The sequence below is a fragment of the Streptomyces sp. NBC_00572 genome, from assembly GCF_026341815.1.
GTDB lineage: Bacteria > Actinomycetota > Actinomycetes > Streptomycetales > Streptomycetaceae > Streptomyces.
Window position 1 is genome coordinate 5,115,532 of record NZ_JAPENX010000001.1, and the last position, 21,793, is coordinate 5,137,324.

The following is a 21,793-nucleotide window of genomic DNA, read 5'->3' on the forward strand; positions in this document are numbered from 1 at the left end:
CCGGTACACCGCCTGAGTCCTGAATGAAGGCGAGGACTTGAGCATGGGATCCACCTCCGCTCAGACCAATGAGGGCCTTGGCCGTCGCGATCTGATCAAGCGTTCCGCCGCGATCGGCCTGATTTCCGTGCCGACCATGGGCTTCCTCTCCGCCTGTGCGAGCAGCAGCGGCGATGGCAACGAAAAGGTCGAGAAGGGGCAGAAGACCGACAAGAACCCGCTCGGGGTGAACGAGTCGGCCCCGCTCGATTTCGTTCTCTTCGACGGCGGATTCGGACAGCAGTACGCCAAGGACGCGATCAAGGTCTACGAGACGAGTTACCCCAAGGCCAAGGTCAAGTTCACGCCCACCCAGAAGATCACCACCGAGCTCCAGCCGCGCTTCAACGGTGGCAACCCGCCGGACCTCATCGACAACTCCGGTGCCGAGCAGATGGACATGGGCGTCCTCGTCGGGCAGAAGCAGCTGGCCGACCTCACCGCCCTCCTGGACTCGGCCTCCGTCGACGACCCGAGCAAGAAGGTCCGCGACACCCTGCGCCCCGGCATCGTCGAGATGGGCCAGTTCGACGGCGACCCGGTCTGGGTCCTCTACTACGCCTACACCGTCTACGGCGTCTGGTACTCGCAGAAGCTGCTCGACTCGCTCGACGCGAAGTACCCCGAGACCTGGGACGAGATGCTGGCCGTCTGCGAGAAGGCCAAGAAGAAGGGCATCGCGGGCTGGACGTACGCGGGCAAGCACCCGTACTACCTCCCCTTCTCGCTCTACCCGATGATCGGCAAGGTCGGCGGCCGCGAGGTCCTGGACGCCATCGACAACCTGGAGCCCAAGGCCTGGGAGCACCCCGCGGTCAAGGCCTGTTTCGAGGCCTACTACGAGCTCGTCCAGAAGGGCTACATCCTCAAGGGCACCCCCGGCCTCGACCACATCCAGTCGCAGACCGCCTGGACCGAGGGCAAGGCGCTGTTCATCCCGAACGGCTCCTGGGTCGAGAACGAGGCGGCGAAGACCATGCCGGCCGACTTCAACCTGGCCGTCTCCGCCCCGAGCGGCATCGACGCCTCCGACAAGATGCCCTTCGGCACGATGTGGGCGTCCGGCGGCGAGCCGTTCATCGTCCCGGCCAAGGCGGCGAACCCCGAGGGCGGCATGGAGCAGCTGCGCATCATGCTCAGCGAGGCCTCGTCCAAGAACTTCACGCAGTCCGTGAAGTCCCTCTCCGCGTACAACGGCGGCACCAGCGGCATCGAGCTGACGCCGGGCCTCAAGTCCGGTGTCGCGGCTCTGGAGAAGGCCGGCCAGAACGTCGTCAACCCGCGCCTCCAGGACTGGTACGTCGCCCTCCAGAAGGAGAAGATCGGCGTGGCGGGCATCGGCGAGATGATGGCCGGCCGTGCGACCCCGGCCGAGACGATCAAGAAGATCCAGAAGTACGCCGACGAAGCGGCCAAGGACTCCTCGATCAAGCACTACAAGCACCAGTGAGCAGTGCCGGGGCCCCTTCCCGCCGACCGGGAGCGGGCCCCGGCCCCTTGGCGCGCGGCACCCGCGGCGCGCCTCCGCGGGAAGATCGGGGTCGGTAGGAATGCAGCACGGCAAGTACCGTTTCATCGTGGGGTTCCTGGCGGCGCCCCTCGCGCTCTACGCGCTCTTCGTCATCTGGCCGTTCATCCAGTCCATCTACTACTCGCTCACGGACTGGACCGGGCTGAGCCCCGAATTCGGCTTCGTCGGATTCGACAATTACAGCAGAATGCTGGACGACGAGATCTTCTGGAAATCGCTCCAGCACAGTCTGACCCTCGCGGTGGTGCTGCCGCTGGTGACCGTCGGACTCGCGCTGTTCTTCGCGTTCATGCTCAATGTCGGCGGTCGGCGCCGTCGCGGAGCGGCCATCGCCGGCGTGCGCGGATCAGCCTTCTACAAGATCGTGTACTTCTTCCCGCAGGTGCTGTCGATCGCCATCGTCGCGCTGCTCTTCCAGTTCGCCTACAACCCGAATAGCGGAGCCATCAATTCCGCTCTGAAGCTCGTGGGTCTCGGCAGTATTCAGCCGGACTGGCTGGGCGATCCGGACCTCGCCCTCCTCTGCGTGATGGCGGTTCTCGTCTGGTCCACGGTCGGCTTCTTCGTCGTCCTCTTCTCGGCCGGCATGGCGTCCATTCCGAGGGACTTCTACGAGGCCGCCCTGCTCGACGGCGCCAACCGCTTCACGACCTTCTTCAAGATCACCCTGCCGCTGCTCTGGGACACCGTGCAGTCAGGCTGGATCTACATGGGCATCCTGGCGCTCGGCGCGGAGTCCTTCGCCGTCGTCCAGATCATGACCGTCGGCCCCAACGGCGGCGGGCCCGACTACTCCACCGTCGTCCTTCCGCTGTACGTGTACCAGAAGGCGTTCCGGGACGGTCAGGCCGCCTACGCAACGACCATCGGTGTCGCGCTCCTCCTCGTCACACTGGCCTTCGCGGCCATCGTGATGAAGCTGGGCCGGCGCGAGCGGCTGGAGTTCTGATGAAGACGACCGACACTGCCACCCCCGGCGTCGAGAGCTCCGGCTCCCCGGGCGGCTCGGGTCCCACGGTCATCAAGACGGTGGCGCCCGCGGCCCGCAAGGAGTCCAAGAGCGAGGGCGCGGTCCTCAACGTCTTCTCGCACGGTGTCCTGATCATCTGGGCGATCATGGTCGTCATGCCGCTGCTCTGGGCGGTCATGACCTCGTTCAAGACCGACCGGGCGATCTTCACCTCCCCGTGGTCGCTGCCCGACGGTCTGCACTTCGAGAACTGGTCGCGCGCCTGGTCCCAGGCACACATGAGCGACTACTTCCTGAACACGATCGTGGTCGTCGGCGGTTCCCTCATCGGCACGCTGCTCTTCGGCTCGATGGCGGCCTACGTGCTGGCCCGCTTCGACTTCCCCGGGAACCGCTTCATCTACTTCCTCTTCATCGGAGGGATGAGCTTCCCGATCATCCTGGCGCTCGTGCCGCTCTTCTACGTGATGCAGAACCTGGCCCTGCTCAACACCCCGCACGGTCTGATCCTCGTCTACATCGCGTACTCGCTGCCCTTCACCGTCTTCTTCCTCACGGCCTTCTTCCGCACGCTGCCGACCTCGGTGGCGGAAGCGGCCTTCGTGGACGGCGCGTCGCACACCAGGACCTTCTTCCAGGTGATGCTGCCGATGGCCAAGCCGGGCCTCATCAGCGTCGGCATCTTCAACTTCCTCGGCCAGTGGAACCAGTACCTGCTGCCCACCGTGCTCAACACCGAGCAGGACCAGAAGGTGCTCTCCCAGGGCCTGGTCCAGCTCGCCACGAGCCAGGGCTACAAGGGCGACTGGTCAGGTCTCTTCGCCGGTCTCGTGATGGCGATGCTCCCGGTGCTCGCCGCGTACATCATCTTCCAGCGGCAGGTGGTGGCCGGTCTGACCGCCGGCGCCGTGAAGTGACCCCCGGAGCCGTCGTCGGCTCCTCCCGCAGAGCCCGAAGGGCCCCCGGCGCGCACCACGCGCGGGGGCCCTTCGGCGCTCATCCACGCCGTGTGACGCGTACCTCCGCCACTCAAGGTCTTGACGGGGAGCAAGCCGAAAGCGTCCCCTTAGAGTTCACATGTTGGAGAAAACGGTGGGAGTGAGTGAGTCGATGGAGACTCCGGGGTCGCAGACGTCTCTGCACAGGGCCAATCTCGAACGGGTCGTCCGGGCGGTGCGCATGGCCGGCTCGCTCACCCAGGCGGAGATCGCCCGGGCGACGGGCCTGTCCGCCGCGACGGTCTCCAACATCGTCAGGGAGCTGAAGGACGGCGGCACCGTCGACGTCACGCCGACCTCCGCGGGCGGCCGCCGGGCCCGCAGCGTCTCCCTCTCCGGGGACGCCGGCATCGTGATCGGCGTGGATTTCGGCCACACCCATCTGCGGGTCGCCGTCGGCAACCTCGCCCACCAGGTGCTCGCCGAGGAGGCCGAGCCGCTCGATGTGGACGCCTCCGCCGCGGAGGGCTTCGACCGGGCGGAACAGCTGGTCAAGCGGCTGATCCGGGCCACCGGGATCGGCCCGGACAAGGTGATCGGCGTCGGGCTCGGCGTACCGGGCCCGATCGACGTCTCCTCCGGGACCCTCGGCTCGACCTCGATCCTGCCGGGCTGGAGCGGGATCAACCCCGCCGAGGAGCTCTCCGGGCGCCTCGGCGTCCCCGTGCACGTCGACAACGACGCCAACCTCGGCGCGCTCGGCGAACTGGTCTGGGGCAGCGGGCGGGGTGTCAAGGACCTGGCGTACATCAAGGTGGCGAGCGGCGTCGGCGCCGGTCTCGTCATCGACGGGCGGGTCTACCGGGGCCCGGGAGGCACCGCGGGCGAGATCGGGCACATCACGCTCGACGAGTCGGGCCCGGTCTGCCGCTGCGGCAACCGCGGCTGCCTGGAGACCTTCACGGCCGCCCGGTACGTGCTGCCGCTGCTGCAGCCCAGCCACGGCCCCGATCTGACCATGGAGCGGGTCGTCCAGCTGGCCCGGGAGGGCGATCCCGGCTGCCGCCGGGTGATCGCCGACGTCGGGCGTCACATCGGCAGTGGCATCGCCAACCTCTGCAACCTTCTGAACCCGAGCCGGGTGGTGCTCGGCGGCGACCTCGCGGAGGCCGGGGAGCTGGTCCTTGCGCCCATCAGGGACTCCGTGTCGCGGTACGCGATCCCCAGTGCCGCCCGGCAGCTCTCGCTGGCCCAGGGGGCCCTGGGAGGCCGCGCCGAGGTGCTCGGCGCCCTCGCTCTCGTCCTGAGTGAAATGGGCGATTCGACCCTGTTGGAGAGTGCGCTGCCTGCAGCTGCTCCGGTCTCCCGGCTTGCCTTCACTTAGATAACGAACACCACCGTTGTCATCTCGTTAAGAATTTACTTCTTGACGGCAACGTTGCGGCCGAGTTGACTTCGGGACACCTCGGCCGCAACGTCGCGGCCTCGTCAGGGAGGCAACCCCACATGAACGCAGTGACGCGTCGTGCCGTCATAGCAACGGCCGCGGTTTCGATGGCTCTCTCGCTCGCCGCCTGCGGCCAGGCCGGCGGCGGAGACAAGGAAGACAAGGGCAGCTCGACCAAGATCGGTCTGCTCCTTCCCGAGAACAAGACCTCGCGCTACGAGGCCCTCGACAAGCCCCAGTTCGAGAAGGCCGTCAAGGCCGCGTGCGGCGACTGCGAGGTCGTGTACAACAACGCCGTCTCCGACGTCGTCAAGCAGAAGCAGCAGTTCGACCAGCTGATCGCCGACGGCATCAAGGTCATCGCGCTCGACCCGGTGGACGCGACCAAGGCCGAGGGCTGGGTTGCGGAGGCCAAGGCCAAGGGCGTCAAGGTCGTCGCGTACGACCGCGCCGTCAAGGGTGCCGACGCCTACGTCAGCCACGACAACAACAAGGTCGGCGAGCTCCAGGGCCAGGCCCTCCTCGCCGCCCTCGGCGCCAAGGCCGCCACCGCCCAGGTCGTGATGATCAACGGCGACGAGAAGGACCCGAACGCCGGTCTGTTCAAGAAGGGCGCCCACGCCGCCCTCGACGGCAAGGTCGGCAAGATCGCCTACGAGGCGTCCGGCGAGTGGGACCCGAAGGTCGCCGGCGAGAAGATGTCCGCCGCGATCTCCTCGGTCGGCAAGGACAAGATCGGCGCCGTCTACTCCGCCAACGACGGCATGGCGGGCGGCATCATCACCTCCCTCGAGAACGCCGGCATCAAGAGCATCCCGGTCGGCGGTCAGGACGCCGAGGTCGCGGGCATCCAGCGCATCATCGCCGGTTCGCAGACCTTCACGATCTACAAGTCGCCGCTCCAGCTGGCCCCCGAGGCCGCCAAGTTCGCGGTGAACCTGCTCCAGGGCAAGGAGCTCGGCGCCCAGGGTGCGACCGACGGCGTGCCGTCGACGCTGTTCCCGCCGGTCGTCGTCGACAAGACCAACATCCAGACCACGGTGATCAAGGACGGCATCTACAAGGCCGCCGACCTCTGCACCTCGGACCTGGCCGCCAAGTGCACGGCCCTGGGCGTCAAGTAACCCCTGAGCCGAGCCCGCCGGGCCCCCCGAGGGCCCGGCACCACGGATCCCGCCACCGGCCCGCGTACAGAGAGTGAAGACCCCGCCGGAGTGTGACCCCCCGAGACGGAGGGTCCCCCCGACGGAGAGTTCGCCCCCGTACGACCCCGGCCCACCACCGCCGGATCCGTCCCCCCTGCCCGTCCGGCCCCCGGCCGACCCAGACCCCGCTGTCGGTCCGGGGGCCGGACGAGCTCAGCCCCCCCTCGAACTTTGGCGCTGCACCGGCGGCGCGACATGCCGCCGCCCGCGCGCGGCGAAGGAGTTGGTTCACGTGTCCCAGACGCCCGTGCTGGCGTTGCGCGGGATCTTCAAGCGATTCGGAGCGGTTCAGGTCCTCTCCGGTGTCGATCTCGAAGTCCACGCAGGAGAGGTCGTCGCGCTTGTCGGCGACAACGGAGCGGGAAAGTCCACGCTGGTCAAGACGATCGCCGGTGTGCACCCCATCGACGAGGGCGTCATCGAGTGGGAGGGCGAGCAGGTCGAGATCCAGCGCCCGCACGACTCCCAGAACCTCGGTGTCGCGACCGTCTACCAGGACCTCGCGCTCTGCGACAACCTCGACGTCGTCGCCAACCTGTTCCTCGGCCGCGAGATCAAGAAGGGCGGCGTCCTCGACGAGGTCGCCATGGAGAAGCGGGCCAAGGACCTGCTCTCCACCCTCTCCATCCGCATCCCCAGCGTCCGCATTCCCGTCGCCGCCCTCTCCGGCGGCCAGCGGCAGGTCGTCGCCATCGCGCGCGCCCTGGTCGGCGACCCCAAGATCGTGATCCTGGACGAGCCGACCGCCGCCCTCGGCGTCGAGCAGACCGCCCAGGTCCTCGACCTGGTCGAGCGGCTGCGCGAGCAGGGCCTCGGCGTCATCCTCATCAGCCACAACATGGCCGATGTGAAGGCCGTCGCCGACACCGTGGCCGTGCTCCGTCTGGGCCGCAACAACGGCACCTTCCCGGTGGCCACCACCACGCACGAAGAGATCATCGCCGCGATCACCGGTGCCACGGACAACGCCGTGACCCGCCGTCAGGCCCGCAACGCGGAGGTAGCGAAGTGAGCAACACCCCTCCCACCGCGAGCGAAGAGGCAGCGGTGCCCGAGCCCCGTACCACCGAAGAGACGACCCCGGTGAGCGAGGTCCCGGCCGCCGCCGCGATCCCCGCCGTCGACCCCCGCCTCCTCGTGCGCGAGCAGGGCTTCAAGGGTTACGTCGAGGAGTTCAAGCGCAAGATCCGCTCCGGTGAGATCGGCTCGCTGCCCGTCGTCGTCGGCCTGATCGTCATCGGCATCGTCTTCCAGGCCCTCACCGGCAACTTCATCACCTCGTACAACCTCGACCAGATCACGCTGTACGCGGTCGGCCCCGGCATCATGGCCGTCGGCATCGTCTTCGTGCTGCTGCTCGGCGAGATCGACCTCGCCGTCGGTTCCGTGGCGGGTCTGGCCGGCTCGGTCTGGGGCGTCCTCGGCACCGACATGCCCGACGGCCTCGCCATCCTCCTCGGCATCCTGTCCGGCACCCTGCTCGGCGCCTTCCACGGCCTGGTCTTCGCCAAGATCGGCGTGCCCGCCTTCGTCGTCACCCTGGCCGGCTTCCTCGGCTGGGCCGGCCTGCAGACCTGGGTGATGGGGGACAAGTCCACCATCCCCACCCCGATCGGCAGCTTCGTCGCCGACCTCACGAAGTACTACTTCTCCGACGTCGCCGCCGCCTACGGCCTCGCCGTGGTCGTCGTCGCCGCCTTCTACCTCGCCCAGCTGCGCGACTCCCGCCGCCGCAAGGCCGCCGAGCTGCCGCACCGCCCGCAGAGCGAGATCATCCTGCGCACCGCGATCCTCGCGGTCCTGGTCCTCGTCGCCGCCTACGGCTTCAACCAGGAGCAGGGCCTCCCGCTCTCCCTGGTGATCTTCCTGGTGATCCTGCTCGTCACCGACTTCGTGCTCCGCCGCACCACGTACGGCCGCCAGGTCTTCGCCGTCGGCGGTGGCATCGAGGCCGCCCGCCGCGCCGGCATCAACGTCTCGTGGATCCGGATCTCGGTGTTCATGATCTCCGGCACGATGGGCGCGATCGGCGGTCTGTTCCTCGCCTCCGCGACCGGCGGCGCCGACCGCTCCCTCGGCGGCGGCAACCAGCTCATGATGTGCATCGCCGCAGCGGTCATCGGCGGTACGTCCCTGTTCGGCGGACGCGGCAAGGTCTGGTCGGCGCTCCTCGGCATCCTGGTCATCCAGTCGATCGTCCAGGGCCTCAACCAGATGAACCTGTCCTCCAACGCGATCCAGTACATGATCACCGGAGCGGTCCTGCTCATCGCCGTGATCATCGACTCGGTCTCCCGCAAGACGCAGAAGACGGCAGGACGTGCCTAGGGACCCCGTCCCGCGCGCGTAACGCTCGCCACACCGCCCGGCGCCGTGAAACCGGCGCCGGGCACTGCTGCGTCCGGAGCAGTGCCCCGGCCCGTACAGAGCCGTACAGATCAGCGGCATGTAGGCCGTGAGGGTGACGCCTCACCCCCCGGCCCGATGCCCACGATCCAAGACGGAACATTAGACTCGACAAATCGGCAAGCTCGACCAGCTCAAACGCAAGGAGGCACGGGTGGCTCTGCTGACCCGTATCAGGGGACCGCGAGATCTGGACCGGCTCTCCCCGGAACAGCTGGACCAGCTGGCCGACGAGATCAGGACGTTCCTCGTGGACGCCGTCTCCAAGACCGGCGGGCACCTCGGGCCCAACCTCGGCGTGGTCGAGCTGACCATCGCCCTGCACCGCGTGTTCGACTCCCCGAAGGACAAGGTCCTCTGGGACACCGGCCACCAGAGCTACGTCCACAAGCTGCTCACGGGCCGCCAGGACTTCTCCAAGCTCAAGATGAAGGGCGGCCTGTCCGGCTACCCCTCGCAGGCCGAGTCCGAGCACGACGTCATCGAGAACTCGCACGCCTCGACGGTCCTCGGCTGGGCCGACGGCCTCGCCAAGGCCAACGAGGTCCTGCGCAAGGACGACCACGTCGTCGCCGTCATCGGCGACGGAGCCCTCACCGGCGGCATGGCCTGGGAGGCGCTGAACAACATCGCCGCCGCCAAGGACCGCCCGCTCGTCATCGTCGTCAACGACAACGAGCGCTCCTACGCGCCCACCATCGGCGGCCTCGCCAACCACCTGGCGACCCTGCGCACCACCGACGGCTACGAGCGCTTCCTCGCCCGCGGCAAGGACATCCTGGAGCGCACCCCCGTCGTCGGGAAGCCGCTCTACGAGACCCTGCACGGAGCCAAGAAGGGCCTCAAGGACTTCATCGCCCCGCAGGGCATGTTCGAGGACCTCGGCCTCAAGTACGTCGGCCCCATCGACGGCCACGACATCGAGGCCCTGGAGTCCGCCCTCACGCGCGCCAAGCGCTTCGGCGGCCCCGTGATCGTCCACTGCCTCACCGAGAAGGGCCGCGGCTACCAGCCGGCCCTCCAGGACGAGGCCGACCGCTTCCACGCCGTCGGCAAGATCCACCCCGACACGGGCCTGCCCATCGCCTCCTCCGGCGCCGACTGGACCTCGGTCTTCGGTGAGGAGATGGTGAAGCTCGGCAAGGAGCGCGCGGACATCGTCGCCATCACGGCGGCCATGCTGCAGCCCGTCGGCCTCGACAAGTTCGCCAAGGCCTTCCCCGAGCGGGTCTTCGACGTCGGCATCGCCGAGCAGCACGCCGCGGTCTCCGCGGCCGGCCTCGCCACCGGCGGCCTCCACCCGGTCTTCGCGGTCTACGCGACCTTCCTCAACCGTGCCTTCGACCAGGTCCTGATGGACGTGGCCCTGCACAAGTGTGGCGTCACCTTCGTCCTGGACCGGGCCGGCGTCACCGGCACCGACGGCGCCTCCCACAACGGCATGTGGGACATGTCGATCCTCCAGGTCGTCCCCGGCCTGCGGCTCGCCGCCCCGCGCGACGCCGACCAGGTCCGCGCCCAGCTGCGCGAGGCCGTCGAGGTCACCGACGCCCCCACCGTGGTCCGCTTCTCCAAGGGCGCGGTCGGCCCCGCCGTACCCGCCCTGCGCCGCGTCGGCGGCATGGACGTGCTCCGCGAGCCCGGCTCCGACCGGCCCGACGTCCTCCTGGTGTCCGTCGGCGCGCTCGCCCCGATGTGCCTGGAGATCGCCGACCTGCTCGACCGGCACGGCATCTCCACCACCGTCGTCGACCCCCGCTGGGTCAAGCCGGTCGACGAGGCCCTCGCCCCGCTCGCCGAGCAGCACCGGGTCGTCGTCACCGTCGAGGACAACAGCCGCGTCGGCGGCGTCGGTTCGGCCGTCGCCCAGGCGCTCCGCGACGCCGGCGTGGACGTGCCGCTGCGTGACTTCGGCATCCCGCCGCGCTTCCTGGACCACGCCTCCCGCGGCGAGGTCATGGCGGAGATCGGTCTGACCGCCCCGGACATCGCCCGCCAGGTCACCGGTCTGGTCTCGCGTCTGGACGGACGGTTCGAGAGCAGCGCGCAGGCCGTGGAGCCCGCCCGCGACTGACCCCCGACCCGGGGCAACGGTCACCTAGCGTCACCTTTGGGCCGGTCGGCTCACCCTCCCGGGTGCCGACCGGCCCTTTCGCGTGCATTCTGACTCTGTGTGGGCAGGCGTAACACAGCCACCCGACCGAGGTGGTCGAGAGCGACCGAGGTTCAAGCACGGCGCGGAGGTACCAGGGTGAGTACGGACCAACAGCCACGGGCCAACTCCGGAATGTTCCGGACCAAGTCGGTCGAGCAGTCGATCCGCGACACGGAGGAACCGGAGCACGCACTCCGGAAGTCCCTGTCCGCCTGGGATCTGATGGTGTTCGGCGTCGGCGTCATCATCGGAACCGGCATCTTCGTCCTCACGGGCAAGGTCGCCAAGGAGAACGCGGGCCCGGCCACGGCCCTCGCCTTCGTCGCGGCGGGCATCGTCTGCGCCCTCGCCGCCCTGTGCTACGCCGAGTTCGCCTCGACGGTGCCGGTGGCGGGATCGGCGTACACCTTCGCGTACGCCTCGATCGGCGAGCTGCCCGCCTGGATCATCGGCTGGGACCTCGTCCTGGAGTTCGCCCTCGGTACGGCGGTGGTCGCCGTCGGCTGGTCGGGCTACGTCCGCTCGCTCATGGACAACATCGACTGGCACCTACCCGCGGCGCTCGAAGGCCCGGACGTGCCGGGCGGCACCTTCGACATCCTGGCCTTCCTCCTCGTCCTGGTGCTGACCGTCGTCCTCGTCCTGGGCATGAAGCTCTCCGCCCGGATCACCGCGGTCGTCGTGGCGATCAAGGTGACCGTGGTGATGATCGTGATCATCGCCGGTCTGTTCTTCATCGTCGGCGACAACTACAAGCCCTTCATCCCGCCGGCCGTGACCCCCGAGGGCGGCGGCTCCAACTGGGACTCGCCGCTCGTCCAGCTGATCTTCGGGTACGAGCCGACCAACTTCGGCGTCATGGGCATCTTCACCGCCGCCTCCGTCGTGTTCTTCGCCTTCATCGGCTTCGACGTGGTGGCCACCGCCGCCGAGGAGACCAAGCTGCCGCAGCGGGACATGCCCCGGGGCATCCTCGGTTCGCTCTTCATCTGCACCGTGCTCTACGTGGCCGTCGCGCTGGTCGTCACCGGCATGCAGCACTACACGGAGCTGTCCGTCAGCGCCCCGCTCGCCGACGCCTTCAAGGCCGCCGGGCATCCCTTCTACGCGGGCGTGATCAGCTTCGGCGCCGCCGTCGGCCTCACCACGGTCTGTCTGATCCTGCTCCTCGGCCAGACCCGCGTGTTCTTCGCGATGAGCCGCGACGGCCTGCTGCCGCGCTTCTTCTCCGTGACGCACCCGCGGTTCAAGACCCCGTACCGCCCGACGATCCTGCTCGGTGTGATCATTGCCATCGTCGCCGGCTTCACCAGCATCAACGAGCTCGCGACCCTGGTGAACATCGGCACGCTCTTCGCCTTCGTCGTGGTGGCCGTCGGCGTCATGGTGCTCCGCCGCACCCGCCCCGACCTGCCGCGCGCCTTCCGCACCCCCTGGGTGCCGGTGCTGCCGATCCTCTCCATCGCCGCCTCGTTCTGGCTGATGCTCAACCTGCCCCTGGAGACCTGGTTCCGCTTCGGCGTGTGGATGGTGATCGGCATCGTCGTGTACTTCCTGTACGGGCGCAGTCACAGCCGGCTCGGGCAGGTAGGCCAGGACGCGAAGTACTGAGCGGGTCGATACGGCGGCCGATTCCGCAGGCGCGGAAGGGACCGTTCGGGAGGGCGACTACAGTCGGTTCGTACCCGAACTCCTTCCGACGACCGGAGTGCTGGATCCCCCCATGGCTAATCGATCCCAGGCCCCCACCGCCCCTTCCCACGGCTCCTCCACCGCCCCCCTGCTCCAGGGAGCCTGGCTGACCAGAGGGGCGGAGGGCCGGTTCAGCGCCTACCTGCCCAGGGACGGAGAGGTGGTGCGCTGGACCGAGCAGCCGGACGGGAGCTGGAGCGGACCCGTCTCGCTCGGCGGCGACGGCCTGACCCCGTTCCTCGCGGTCGGCCAGGGCGCCGACCGCTACGTCCACCTCGTCGGTCTGCGGCCCACGGACAGCGGCGACGACCACGTCGAACTGGTCCACAGCGTCCAGTTCCAGACGGGCCGCCCCGCGGTGGCCTGGCGCTCGATCGGGCACTCCAACGGCAAGGGGCCGTGGACCGGCAACCCGGCCGTCGCGGTGGACGGCCAGGGCCGCGTGTACGCCTTCATGCGCAACGGCGGCGGCGGGCTGAGCGTGCGGGCCCAGAAGGACGCCGGCGGCTGGCACCCCTGGTGGGACCTGATGGGTTCGAAGACCGACCCCTCGCCGGTCGCGGTCACCAACGGCTCCGGCTTCGTCGAGCTGTACAGCTCGCACGCCAAGGGCCTCGTCCGCTACGTGCAGCGCGAGTCCGGGGCCAAGCCGATCCGCGAGGAGCTGCTGCCCGCGTCGGTGACCATGGGCACCCTGGCGGCCACGACCGGCCCCTCCGGGCACGTCACCCTCTTCTACCTCGACCTGGACGGCCAGGTCCGCGCCTGGTCGCCGGAGCGCTCCCTGGAGCCGACGGTCCTCGGCAAGGCCGTCGGCACCGGGAGGCTCGCCGCCACCCGCTGCCTCATCGACGGCTTCGACTGCACGGTCCTCGCCCAGCAGTCCGCCGACGGCCGGCTCGCCCTCGCCGCCTACCCGAGCGAGCAGGAGACGGAGGGCATCCACTGGTCGGAGACCGGGGAGCGGCACGGCGAGCTCGCCACCGTCCTGACCCGCGGGCTCGACGGGCGCCTGGTCGCGATGGCCCGGATCGGCGCGGGCGCGCCGATCACCACCCGCCAGAAGGCGGCGGCGGAGGGTCTGCTCCTGGAGGGCTGGCGCTCCATAGGGTGACGCCCCGAGGAAGCTCGCAAGAGGCCGGTGGTCGTCACGGCGGGGGTGGAAGACACCCCGACAGGCTTCGGGCGGAAGACGGCGCGGCATGGTCTCACCAGGGAATCGGCCCGTCCTCGGCCAGAAGGGCGCCCGTCGGGCCGTCCTCGCCCGCCGTCGCCAGGTCGACCGCCACGGCCGCGCCCTCCTCCGCCGTGCGCATCCCGGTGTGGCGGTTGAGGTCGGTCGCGCAGTAGCCGGGACTCACCGCGTTGACCAGGATCCCTTCGGCGCGCAGTTCATTGGCGTAGAGCACGGTGATCGCGTTCAGCGCGCTCTTCGAGGTGCAGTAAGGGAGGAGGATCGAGGTGTAGGCGGACCACGGGCTGCCCGGGTCGGCCAGGTGGGTGAGGGAGCCCAGTTCGCTGGACATGTTGACGATGCGTGCGGCGGCGGAGCGGCGGAGCAGGGGGAGCATGGCGTGGGTCACCGCGATGACGCCGAACACGTTGGTCTCGTAGACCTGCCGGACGGCGGCGGCGGGGGTTTCACTCGGCTTTTGCGGTCCGGCGGCGATCGCGGCGTTGTTGACGAGGATGTCGAGGCGGCCGAACGTGGCGTCGATGTGCTGGGCGGCGGCCTGGACCGAGGTCTCGTCGGTGACGTCCAGTGGTACGAACCGTACGTCGGCGCCGTCCGCGCGAAGCTCCTCGGCCGCCGCCTCGCCACGCTCGGCGTTGCGGGCGCCGATCAGCACGGTGATGCCGAGGGCTGCGAGCCTGCGCGCCGTTTCCTTGCCGATGCCCTTGTTCGCGCCGGTGATCAGAGCAGTCTTCTGCGAAGTCGTCATGGCACCCAGCCTCCCCTCACCCACGGGCGGCAGGGAAAGACCAGAAGGCTCTGGATCTATAGTCCACAGATATGAGTGAGCTAGAGGTGCGGGAGCTGAGGTACTTCATCGCGGTCGCCGAGGAACTGAACTTCAGCCGGGCCGCGCAACGCCTGGGGATGGCGCAGCCCCCGCTGTCGAAGGCGATCGCTCAGATGGAGTCCCGGCTCGGGGTACGCCTGCTGGAGCGCACCACCCGGCAGGTGAGGCTGACCAACGCCGGTCAGGTGCTGATCGACCAGGCCCGGATCGCGGTCGACGCGGTGCACGCGGCGGCCCGGCGTGCACGCCGGGCCGGTCAGCCGACACCCCAGCTCGTCGTGGCGGTCAAACCGGGAGGCGATGCCGGGCTGCTGCGGGAGATCCTCGCCGCCTACCGGGGAACGGGTTCGCATCTGCCGCCGCCCGAAGTCGTCGTCGGCGGCAGCGGAGAGCCGGTCGCCATGCTGCGGGACGGCCGTGCCGACGTAGCGCTGCTGCGCAGCCCGTTCGACGGTCGAGGGCTGGATTCCCAGACGCTCGTGGTCGAGCCGCGCCTGGCCGTCCTCCCCGCCGCGCACCGCCTGGCCGGACGCCGGCGACTGCGGCTGACCGACCTCAAGGGCGAACCGATCCCGCGCTGGAAGGGGGCCGCCCCCTCCCACACCGCGTACTACACCGGATGTGACGGAGCGGAAGCAGGCGATGGCCACACAGGCCCGGCGCCGGCTGACACTCCTGAGGGGCCGCTCGTGGCCAGTGTCGAGCAACTCCTGGAGGTGGTCGCGCTGGGGCAGACGGTGGCGTTCCTGTCACGCTCCACCACCGAGCGGCACCAGCGCCCGGACATCGCATACCGGCCGGTCACCGGCCTCAGCCCCAGCGCGGTCATGGTCGCCTGGCCGGAGACCTCGCGATCCGCAGCCGTCGCCGCCTTCGTCCAAGCCGCCCACGACGTCGCCACCCACCACCCCGACCACATGACCGCTCTCGCCTGACCGGCGTACTCAACCCCTGGTCGCGCCGACCACGCGCCTCTTTCCTCGCCCCGACACCGGACAGCAACCGGCGCGAAGAACGGCCGGCCCCCACCCGTCACCGGCATGCGCATCCCCGAGGCCCGAGGAGCTCCCGACGAGCGTCTGGTGGTACGCGAACGGCCCCGGCACCTGGAGAAGGTGCCGGGGCCGTTCGCGTACGCCCTGGGGCGCGAGGCCGGTGTCGTTACGCCGGGACGCTCGCCACGCCCTGCGCCAGGAAACGCTTGCCGTTGACGCGCTCGGAGACGCCCTCACGGTCCAGGTACGGAGTGATGCCGCCCAGGTGGAAGGGCCAGCCCGCACCGGTGATCAGGCAGAGGTCGATGTCCTGCGCCTCGGCGACGACACCCTCCTCCAGCATGAGGCCGATCTCCTGCGCCACCGCGTCCAGGACGCGGTCGCGGACCTGCTCCTCGGTCAGGACGGAGTCGCCCTGGACGAGGAGAGCGGCGACCTCCGGGTCGAGCTCCGGCTTGAAGCCGTTCTCCGCGTTGTAGACGTAGAAGCCACGCTTGCCGGCCTCGACCACACGCTTGAGGTTCGGCGAGACGGTGAAGCGCTCCGGGAAGGAGCGGTTCAGGGTCTCGGAGACGTGCAGACCGATCGCCGGGCCGACGAGCTCCAGGAGGACCAGCGGCGACATCGGCAGACCGAGCGGCTCGATGGCCTTCTCGGCCGTCTCGACCGAGGTGCCCTCGTCGATGACGTTCTGGATCTCGCCCATGAAGCGGGTCAGGATGCGGTTCACGACGAACGCCGGGGCGTCCTTGGTGAGGACCGCGGTCTTCTTCAGCTTCTTCGCGACACCGAACGCGGTGGCGAGGGAGGCGTCGTCCGTCTTCTCGCCGCGCACGATCTCCAGGAGCGGGAGGATCGCGACCGGGTTGAAGAAGTGGAAGCCGACCACGCGCTCCGGGTGCTGGAGCTTGGAGGCCATCTCCGAGACGGACAGCGAGGAGGTGTTGGTGGCGAGGATCGCGTGCGCCGGAGCGACCGCCTCGACCTCCGCGAACACCTTCTGCTTGACGGACATCTCCTCGAACACGGCCTCGATGATGAAGTCCGCGTCCGCGAAGCCCGCGGCCTTGTCCAGGACACCGGAGACCAGGCCCTTGAGACGATTGGCCTTGTCCTGGTTGATGCGGCCCTTGCCGAGCAGCTTCTCGATCTCGGCGTGGACGTAGCCCACACCCTTGTCGACGCGCTCCTGGTCGATGTCGGTCAGGACGACCGGCACCTCGAGGCGGCGCAGGAAGAGCAGCGCGAGCTGGGAGGCCATCAGACCGGCGCCGACGACACCGACCTTGGTGACCGGGCGGGCCAGCGACTTGTCCGGGGCACCGGCGGGGCGCTTGCCGCGCTTCTGCACCAGGTTGAAGGCGTAGATGCCGGAGCGCAGCTCGCCGCCCATGATCAGGTCCGCGAGGGCCTGGTCCTCGGCGTCGAAGCCCTTCTGCAGGTCGCCGTCCTTGGCGGCCTCGATGATCTCAAGAGCGCGGTAGGCGGCCGGGGCGGCACCGTGCACCTTGGAGTCGGCGATGGCGCGGCCCTTGGCGACGGCCTGGTCCCAGGCCTCGCCGCGGTCGATCGCGGGGCGCTCGACGGTCACGGAGCCGTTGAGGACGGAGGCCGTCCAGATCAGCGACTGCTCCAGGAAGTCGGCGCCCTCGAACAGCGCGTCGGCGATGCCGAGGTCGAAGACCTGCTTGCCCTTGAGCTGACGGTTCTGGTTCAGCGAGTTCTCGATGATGACCGAGACGGCCTTCTCGGCACCGATCAGGTTCGGCAGGATCGCGCAGCCGCCCCAGCCGGGCACCAGACCGAGGAAGACCTCGGGCAGCGAGAAGGCCGGCAGGGCCTTCGACACGGTGCGGTAGGTGCAGTGCAGACCGACCTCGACGCCGCCGCCCATGGCCGCGCCGTTGTAGTACGCGAAGGTCGGCACGGCGAGCCCGGACAGACGCTTGAAGACGTCGTGGCCGCCCTTGCCGATGGCGAGCGCCTCGTCGTGCTTCTTGAGCAGCTCGACGCCCTTGAGGTCGGCGCCGACGGCGAAGATGAACGGCTTGCCGGTGATGCCGACGCCGATGATCTCACCGCTCGCGGCCTCGGCCTCGACCTGGTCGATCGCCGTGTTCAGGTTGGCGAGCGACTGCGGGCCGAAGGTGGTCGGCTTGGTGTGGTCGAAGCCGTTGTCCAGCGTGATCAGGGCGAACCGACCCGCACCCGCGGGCAGTTCGAAGTGCCGTACGTGGGCGCTGGTGACGACCTCGTCGGGGAAGAGCTCCGCGGCGCCCTTCAGAAGCTCGGCGGTGGTGCTCACTTGCCCTCCCAGTGGGGGTTTTCCCAGATGACCGTGGCGCCCATGCCGAAGCCGACGCACATCGTGTTGAGGCCGTAGCGGACCTGCGGGTTCTCCTCGAACTGGCGAGCCAGCTGCGTCATCAGACGGACGCCGGAGGAGGCGAGCGGGTGACCGTAGGCGATGGCGCCGCCGTACTGGTTGACGCGGGCGTCGTCGTCGGCGATGCCGTAGTGCTCCAGGAAGGCGAGGACCTGGACCGCGAAGGCCTCGTTGACCTCGAAGAGGTCGATGTCCTCGATGGACAGACCGGCCTTCGCGAGGGCCTTCTCGGTCGCCGGGATCGGGCCGTAGCCCATGACCTCGGGCTCGACGCCGGCGAAGGCGTACGAGACGAGGCGCATCTTCACCGGGAGGTCGTGCTCGCGGGCGAAGTCCTCGGAGGCGATGATCGAGGCGGTGGCGCCGTCGTTGAGACCGGCCGCGTTGCCCGCGGTGACGTTGCCGTGGACGCGGAACGGCGTCTTCAGGTTGGCCAGCGACTCCAGGGTGGTGCCCGGGCGCATCGGCTCGTCGGCGGTGACCAGGCCCCAGCCGGTCTCACCGGTGGAGGCGTCGGTGCGGCGGACCGAGATCGGCACCAGGTCCTGCTGGATCTTGCCGTCGGCGTACGCCTTGGCGGCCTTCTCCTGTGAGCGCACGGCGTACTCGTCGGCGCGCTGCTTGGTGATGCTCGGGTAGCGGTCGTGCAGGTTCTCGGCGGTCATGCCCATGAAGAGGGCGGACTCGTCGACGAGCTTCTCCGACACGAAGCGCGGGTTCGGGTCGACGCCCTCACCCATGGGGTGGCGGCCCATGTGCTCGACGCCACCGGCGATGACGGCGTCGTAGGCGCCGAAGGCGATGGAACCGGCGACGCTCGTGACGGCCGTGAGCGCACCGGCACACATGCGGTCGATGGAGTAGCCCGGCACCGACTGCGGCAGGCCGGCGAGGATGCCCGCCGTACGGCCGAGGGTCAGACCCTGGTCACCGATCTGCGTGGTCGCGGCGATGGCGACCTCGTCGATCTTCGCGGGGTCGAGGCCGGGGTTGCGGCGCAGCAGCTCCCGGATGGCCTTGACGACGAGATCGTCGGCGCGGGTCTCGTGGTAGATGCCCTTCGGGCCCGCCTTGCCGAACGGGGTGCGGACGCCGTCGACGAAGACGACGTCCCTGACGGTACGAGGCACGATGGCTCTCCTCCAGGGTGCGGGATGGCACTGCTGCACGGCGCACACCTAAGCGTGCGCTTGCTTCCCCCCATGCTACTTGCGGGTAACCAGGCTGCCCAGTCCCTGAGGCCCAAGCGGCGAAGGTCACATTCCGAGAATGCCACCGGGGCGACCGCGCGCGCCCCTCGCGCACGCCCGTCCGATCGGAGGGACCCGCAACCCGATGGGCCCAGGACGGCGGCCGTGTCGCGGCGCGAACGCCCGTCGGCGGGCGGAGGCTGGCACCGGCCGGGGCGCGAGGCCCCTGACCAGGCCCATGGAACGGACCACCATGCCGATCGTCACCACCGACCACAAGGTCACCCACAAATCCACCGTCCCCGCGAACAAGGACGAGGTCGTCAAGCTCTTCGTACGGGAGCGGAACGGCACGCCCCCGGGCCAGCCGCGCAGGCCGGTCCTCATGCTCCACGGCCGGAGCGTCCCCGTGCTCGCGGGCTTCGACCTCCCGTACAAGACGTACAACTGGGCGGAGACGCTGGCGAAGGCCGGATACGACGTCTTCATGATGGACCTCCAGGGCTCCGGGCTGTCCCCGCGGCCCAAGATGGACGACCCCCGCAACGTCAACCCCGCCCAGCAGAACCTGCTGACACCGCGGCCGCCGGGCTTCACGCCGGGCCCGCCGAACTACCCGTTCCAGCTGACCAACTCGAACAGCGACCGGGACGAGCTGAACACCGTCGTGGACTTCATCCGCGACGAGTGCGAGGTGGAGAAGGTCGCCTTCATCGGCTGGTCCGCCGCCGCGTTCACGATGGGACCGTACGCGGTCAAGAATCCCGCGAAGGTGGAGAGCCTGTTCCTGCTGGCACCGATCTTCCCGCCCAAGGGAACGTCGAGCCCGCCGGCCACGCTGCCGCGACCGGGCTTTCCGACCTTCCTCGGCACGAAGTCGGGATTCGACAGCGGCTGGAAGGGCGAGGTGCACTGCGACGGCCAGCGTGAGGACGCCGTCGTCGAGGCGGCGTGGGACGCGATCATGAAGAGCGACCCGGTCGGCAGCACCTGGGGACCGCCGACGGAGGGGCGCAACCGGATCAGGAACTTCTGGCGGTGGGGATGGAACAAGACCACCGCGGCACAGGGCGGGGTGCTCGGCGGAAGCATCCCCGTACTGATGGTCTACGGGGAGTACGACCGCCAGGTGAACACCTCGCCCCCCCACCCGGACCCGGAACTCGACTTCTCCGTGCCCGCCCTCTACGACGCCGTCACGGGCGCCCACAAGCTGATGGTCAAGCTCGCGTGTGCGGGGCATTCGGTGGTGTGGGAGATGCAGCACAAGAACGTCCACAACCTCTCGAAGCACTGGCTCAAGCACCTCAAGGTCGACGGCAAGACCCACGGCGTCTTCGACATGGACACCGACGGAAACCTCAGCCCGGCCCCCTAGAGGGCGTCTTGCCGATCATGCCGGGCTCGCGGCGTGATCGACGAGACACCCCCACGGGCACGGCGGAGCCCCTGGCGGTTCTCACCGTCCAGGGGCTCTCCAAGCATGACTACGCGGTCGCCGTCAGCGCCTTGACCAGGAGCGGGGTCACCAGGCCGACCTGCCAGGGCCGCGCGCCGTGGCCCGCGAGGGCGGCGGCGACGCCGTCCGCGTCCGCCGCGGCCGGCGGCTCCCAGCACACCCGTCGCACCGTGTCCGGCGTGATCAGGTTCTCCTGCGGCAGGTTCAGCTCCTCCGCGAGGGCCGAGACCGACGCGCGCGCCGCCGACAGGCGGGCCGCCGCGACCGGGTCCTTGTCCGCCCAGGCGCGCGGCGGGGGCGGGCCCGCCACCTGCTGGCCGGGCTGGGGAAGCTCGCTCTCCGGCAGGGCGCGGGCGCGGTCGACGGCCGCCTGCCACTGCTCCAGCTGACGGCGGCCCATCCGATGCCCGAAACCGGGCAGCGCCGAGAGTGCGGCCAGGTTCACCGGCACCGCGAGCGAGGCCTCCACGATCGCCGCGTCGCTCAGCACCTTGCCGGGGGAGACGTCCCGCCGCTGGGCGACCTTGTCGCGGGCCGTCCACAGCTCCCGTACGACCGCCATCTGGCGACGGCGGCGCACCTTGTGCATGCCGGAGGTCCGCCGCCACGGGTCCTTGCGCGGCGGGGCGGGCGGGGCGGAGGCGATCGCGTCGAACTCCTGGTGCGCCCACTCCAGCTTGCCCTGCCGGTCGAGTTCCTTCTCCAGGGCGTCCCGCAGGTCGACGAGGAGTTCCACGTCGAGCGCCGCGTACCGCAGCCAGGGCTCGGGCAGCGGCCTGGTGGACCAGTCCACGGCGGAGTGGCCCTTCTCCAGGGCGTAGCCGAGGACGGACTCGACCATCGCGCCGAGGCCGACGCGCGGGAAGCCCGCGAGCCGCCCGGCCAGCTCGGTGTCGAACAGCGAGGTCGGCAGCATGCCTATGTCACGCAGGCACGGAAGATCCTGGGTCGCGGCGTGCAGGATCCACTCGGTCCCGGCGAGCGCGTCGCCGAGTCCCGAGAGGTCGGGGCAGCCCACCGGGTCGATGAGCGCGGTGCCCGCGCCCTCGCGGCGGAGCTGCACGAGATAGGCGCGCTGGCCGTAGCGGTAGCCGGAGGCGCGCTCGGCGTCCACGGCGACGGGGCCGCGGCCCGCCGCGAAGGCGGCGATCACCTCGGCGAGGGCGTCCTCGGTCTCGACGACGGGCGGAATCCCCTCGCGGGGCTCCAGCAACGGGATCGGAAGCCCATTCGCAGGGACATCGTCGTCCGGGGGGCCGCCCCCGGTGGTGCGCAGTGCTGTGTCTGCTGCGGTCTCTTGGGCGTCGGTCACCTGTCAAGGGTATCGGTGAACGGCAAGCGCCTGTCGACGGAACG

Annotated in this window: 16 protein-coding genes; 12 read left to right on the forward strand and 4 right to left on the reverse strand. The window is 69.5% G+C overall.

The window, feature by feature from the left end:
- Window positions 1–43 precede the first annotated feature (43 nt).
- The 10 genes from ngcE to OG514_RS23555 all read left to right on the forward strand — a co-directional run bounded on the left by ngcE (window position 44) and on the right by OG514_RS23555 (window position 13,497).
- On the forward strand, window positions 44–1,489 hold the full coding sequence (gene ngcE / locus OG514_RS23510) for an N-acetylglucosamine/diacetylchitobiose ABC transporter substrate-binding protein (protein WP_266897910.1): 1,446 nt from the start codon (window positions 44–46) through the stop codon (window positions 1,487–1,489).
- 100 nt (window positions 1,490–1,589) lie between these two features.
- Entirely contained in the window at window positions 1,590–2,519 is a 930-nt protein-coding gene (locus tag OG514_RS23515) for a carbohydrate ABC transporter permease (RefSeq protein WP_266897912.1), read from the forward strand.
- Window positions 2,519–3,457: a carbohydrate ABC transporter permease gene (locus OG514_RS23520; protein ID WP_266897914.1), complete on the forward strand. Its 939-nt coding sequence runs from the start codon at window positions 2,519–2,521 to the stop codon at window positions 3,455–3,457. The genes OG514_RS23515 and OG514_RS23520 overlap by 1 nt, the downstream gene beginning before the upstream one ends.
- A 193-nt stretch (window positions 3,458–3,650) precedes the next feature.
- The gene (locus OG514_RS23525) at window positions 3,651–4,862 is read left to right on the forward strand and encodes an ROK family transcriptional regulator (protein WP_190106770.1); all 1,212 of its coding nucleotides are present in this window, start codon (window positions 3,651–3,653) and stop codon (window positions 4,860–4,862) included.
- Window positions 4,863–4,984: 122 nt separating this feature from the next.
- Complete coding sequence (locus OG514_RS23530; RefSeq protein WP_266897920.1) at window positions 4,985–6,049, forward strand: sugar ABC transporter substrate-binding protein; 1,065 nt, start codon at window positions 4,985–4,987, stop codon at window positions 6,047–6,049.
- A gap of 304 nt (window positions 6,050–6,353) precedes the next feature.
- The gene (locus OG514_RS23535; RefSeq protein WP_167348157.1) at window positions 6,354–7,142 is read left to right on the forward strand and encodes an ATP-binding cassette domain-containing protein; all 789 of its coding nucleotides are present in this window, start codon (window positions 6,354–6,356) and stop codon (window positions 7,140–7,142) included.
- Window positions 7,139–8,458, forward strand: coding sequence for a sugar ABC transporter permease (locus tag OG514_RS23540; protein WP_266897924.1), 1,320 nt, complete (start codon window positions 7,139–7,141; stop codon window positions 8,456–8,458). The genes OG514_RS23535 and OG514_RS23540 overlap by 4 nt, the downstream gene beginning before the upstream one ends.
- 232 nt (window positions 8,459–8,690) lie before the next feature.
- Window positions 8,691–10,610 (forward strand): 1-deoxy-D-xylulose-5-phosphate synthase, encoded by a 1,920-nt coding sequence (dxs, locus tag OG514_RS23545; protein ID WP_266897926.1) that lies wholly within the window; start codon window positions 8,691–8,693, stop codon window positions 10,608–10,610.
- 213 nt (window positions 10,611–10,823) lie between these two features.
- On the forward strand, window positions 10,824–12,302 hold the full coding sequence (locus tag OG514_RS23550) for an amino acid permease (RefSeq protein WP_266900935.1): 1,479 nt from the start codon (window positions 10,824–10,826) through the stop codon (window positions 12,300–12,302).
- A gap of 112 nt (window positions 12,303–12,414) precedes the next feature.
- On the forward strand, window positions 12,415–13,497 hold the full coding sequence (locus OG514_RS23555) for a hypothetical protein (RefSeq protein ID WP_266897928.1): 1,083 nt from the start codon (window positions 12,415–12,417) through the stop codon (window positions 13,495–13,497).
- Window positions 13,498–13,591: 94 nt separating this feature from the next.
- Here the strand turns inward: OG514_RS23555 and OG514_RS23560 are convergent, their stop codons facing one another.
- Window positions 13,592–14,326, reverse strand: a complete 735-nt coding sequence (locus OG514_RS23560) for an SDR family oxidoreductase (protein ID WP_266897930.1) — start codon at window positions 14,324–14,326, stop codon at window positions 13,592–13,594.
- Window positions 14,327–14,397: 71 nt separating this feature from the next.
- On the opposite strand from OG514_RS23560, the gene OG514_RS23565 reads away from it, so the two are divergent.
- The gene (locus tag OG514_RS23565) at window positions 14,398–15,342 is read left to right on the forward strand and encodes a LysR family transcriptional regulator (RefSeq protein WP_266897932.1); all 945 of its coding nucleotides are present in this window, start codon (window positions 14,398–14,400) and stop codon (window positions 15,340–15,342) included.
- 226 nt (window positions 15,343–15,568) lie between these two features.
- On the opposite strand, the gene OG514_RS23570 is transcribed toward OG514_RS23565, so the two are convergent.
- Both OG514_RS23570 and OG514_RS23575 read right to left on the reverse strand, forming a co-directional pair.
- Window positions 15,569–17,707, reverse strand: a complete 2,139-nt coding sequence (locus tag OG514_RS23570; RefSeq protein ID WP_266897934.1) for a 3-hydroxyacyl-CoA dehydrogenase NAD-binding domain-containing protein — start codon at window positions 17,705–17,707, stop codon at window positions 15,569–15,571.
- Window positions 17,704–18,918, reverse strand: a complete 1,215-nt coding sequence (locus OG514_RS23575) for an acetyl-CoA C-acyltransferase (RefSeq protein WP_189835818.1) — start codon at window positions 18,916–18,918, stop codon at window positions 17,704–17,706. Before OG514_RS23575 ends, OG514_RS23570 begins: the two co-directional genes overlap by 4 nt.
- A 313-nt stretch (window positions 18,919–19,231) precedes the next feature.
- Between OG514_RS23575 and OG514_RS23580 the strand changes: the two genes are divergently transcribed.
- Window positions 19,232–20,356, forward strand: a complete 1,125-nt coding sequence (locus OG514_RS23580) for an alpha/beta fold hydrolase (RefSeq protein ID WP_266897937.1) — start codon at window positions 19,232–19,234, stop codon at window positions 20,354–20,356.
- A gap of 109 nt (window positions 20,357–20,465) precedes the next feature.
- On the opposite strand, the gene OG514_RS23585 is transcribed toward OG514_RS23580, so the two are convergent.
- Window positions 20,466–21,749, reverse strand: a complete 1,284-nt coding sequence (locus tag OG514_RS23585; protein WP_266897939.1) for a ribonuclease D — start codon at window positions 21,747–21,749, stop codon at window positions 20,466–20,468.
- Window positions 21,750–21,793 lie beyond the last annotated feature (44 nt).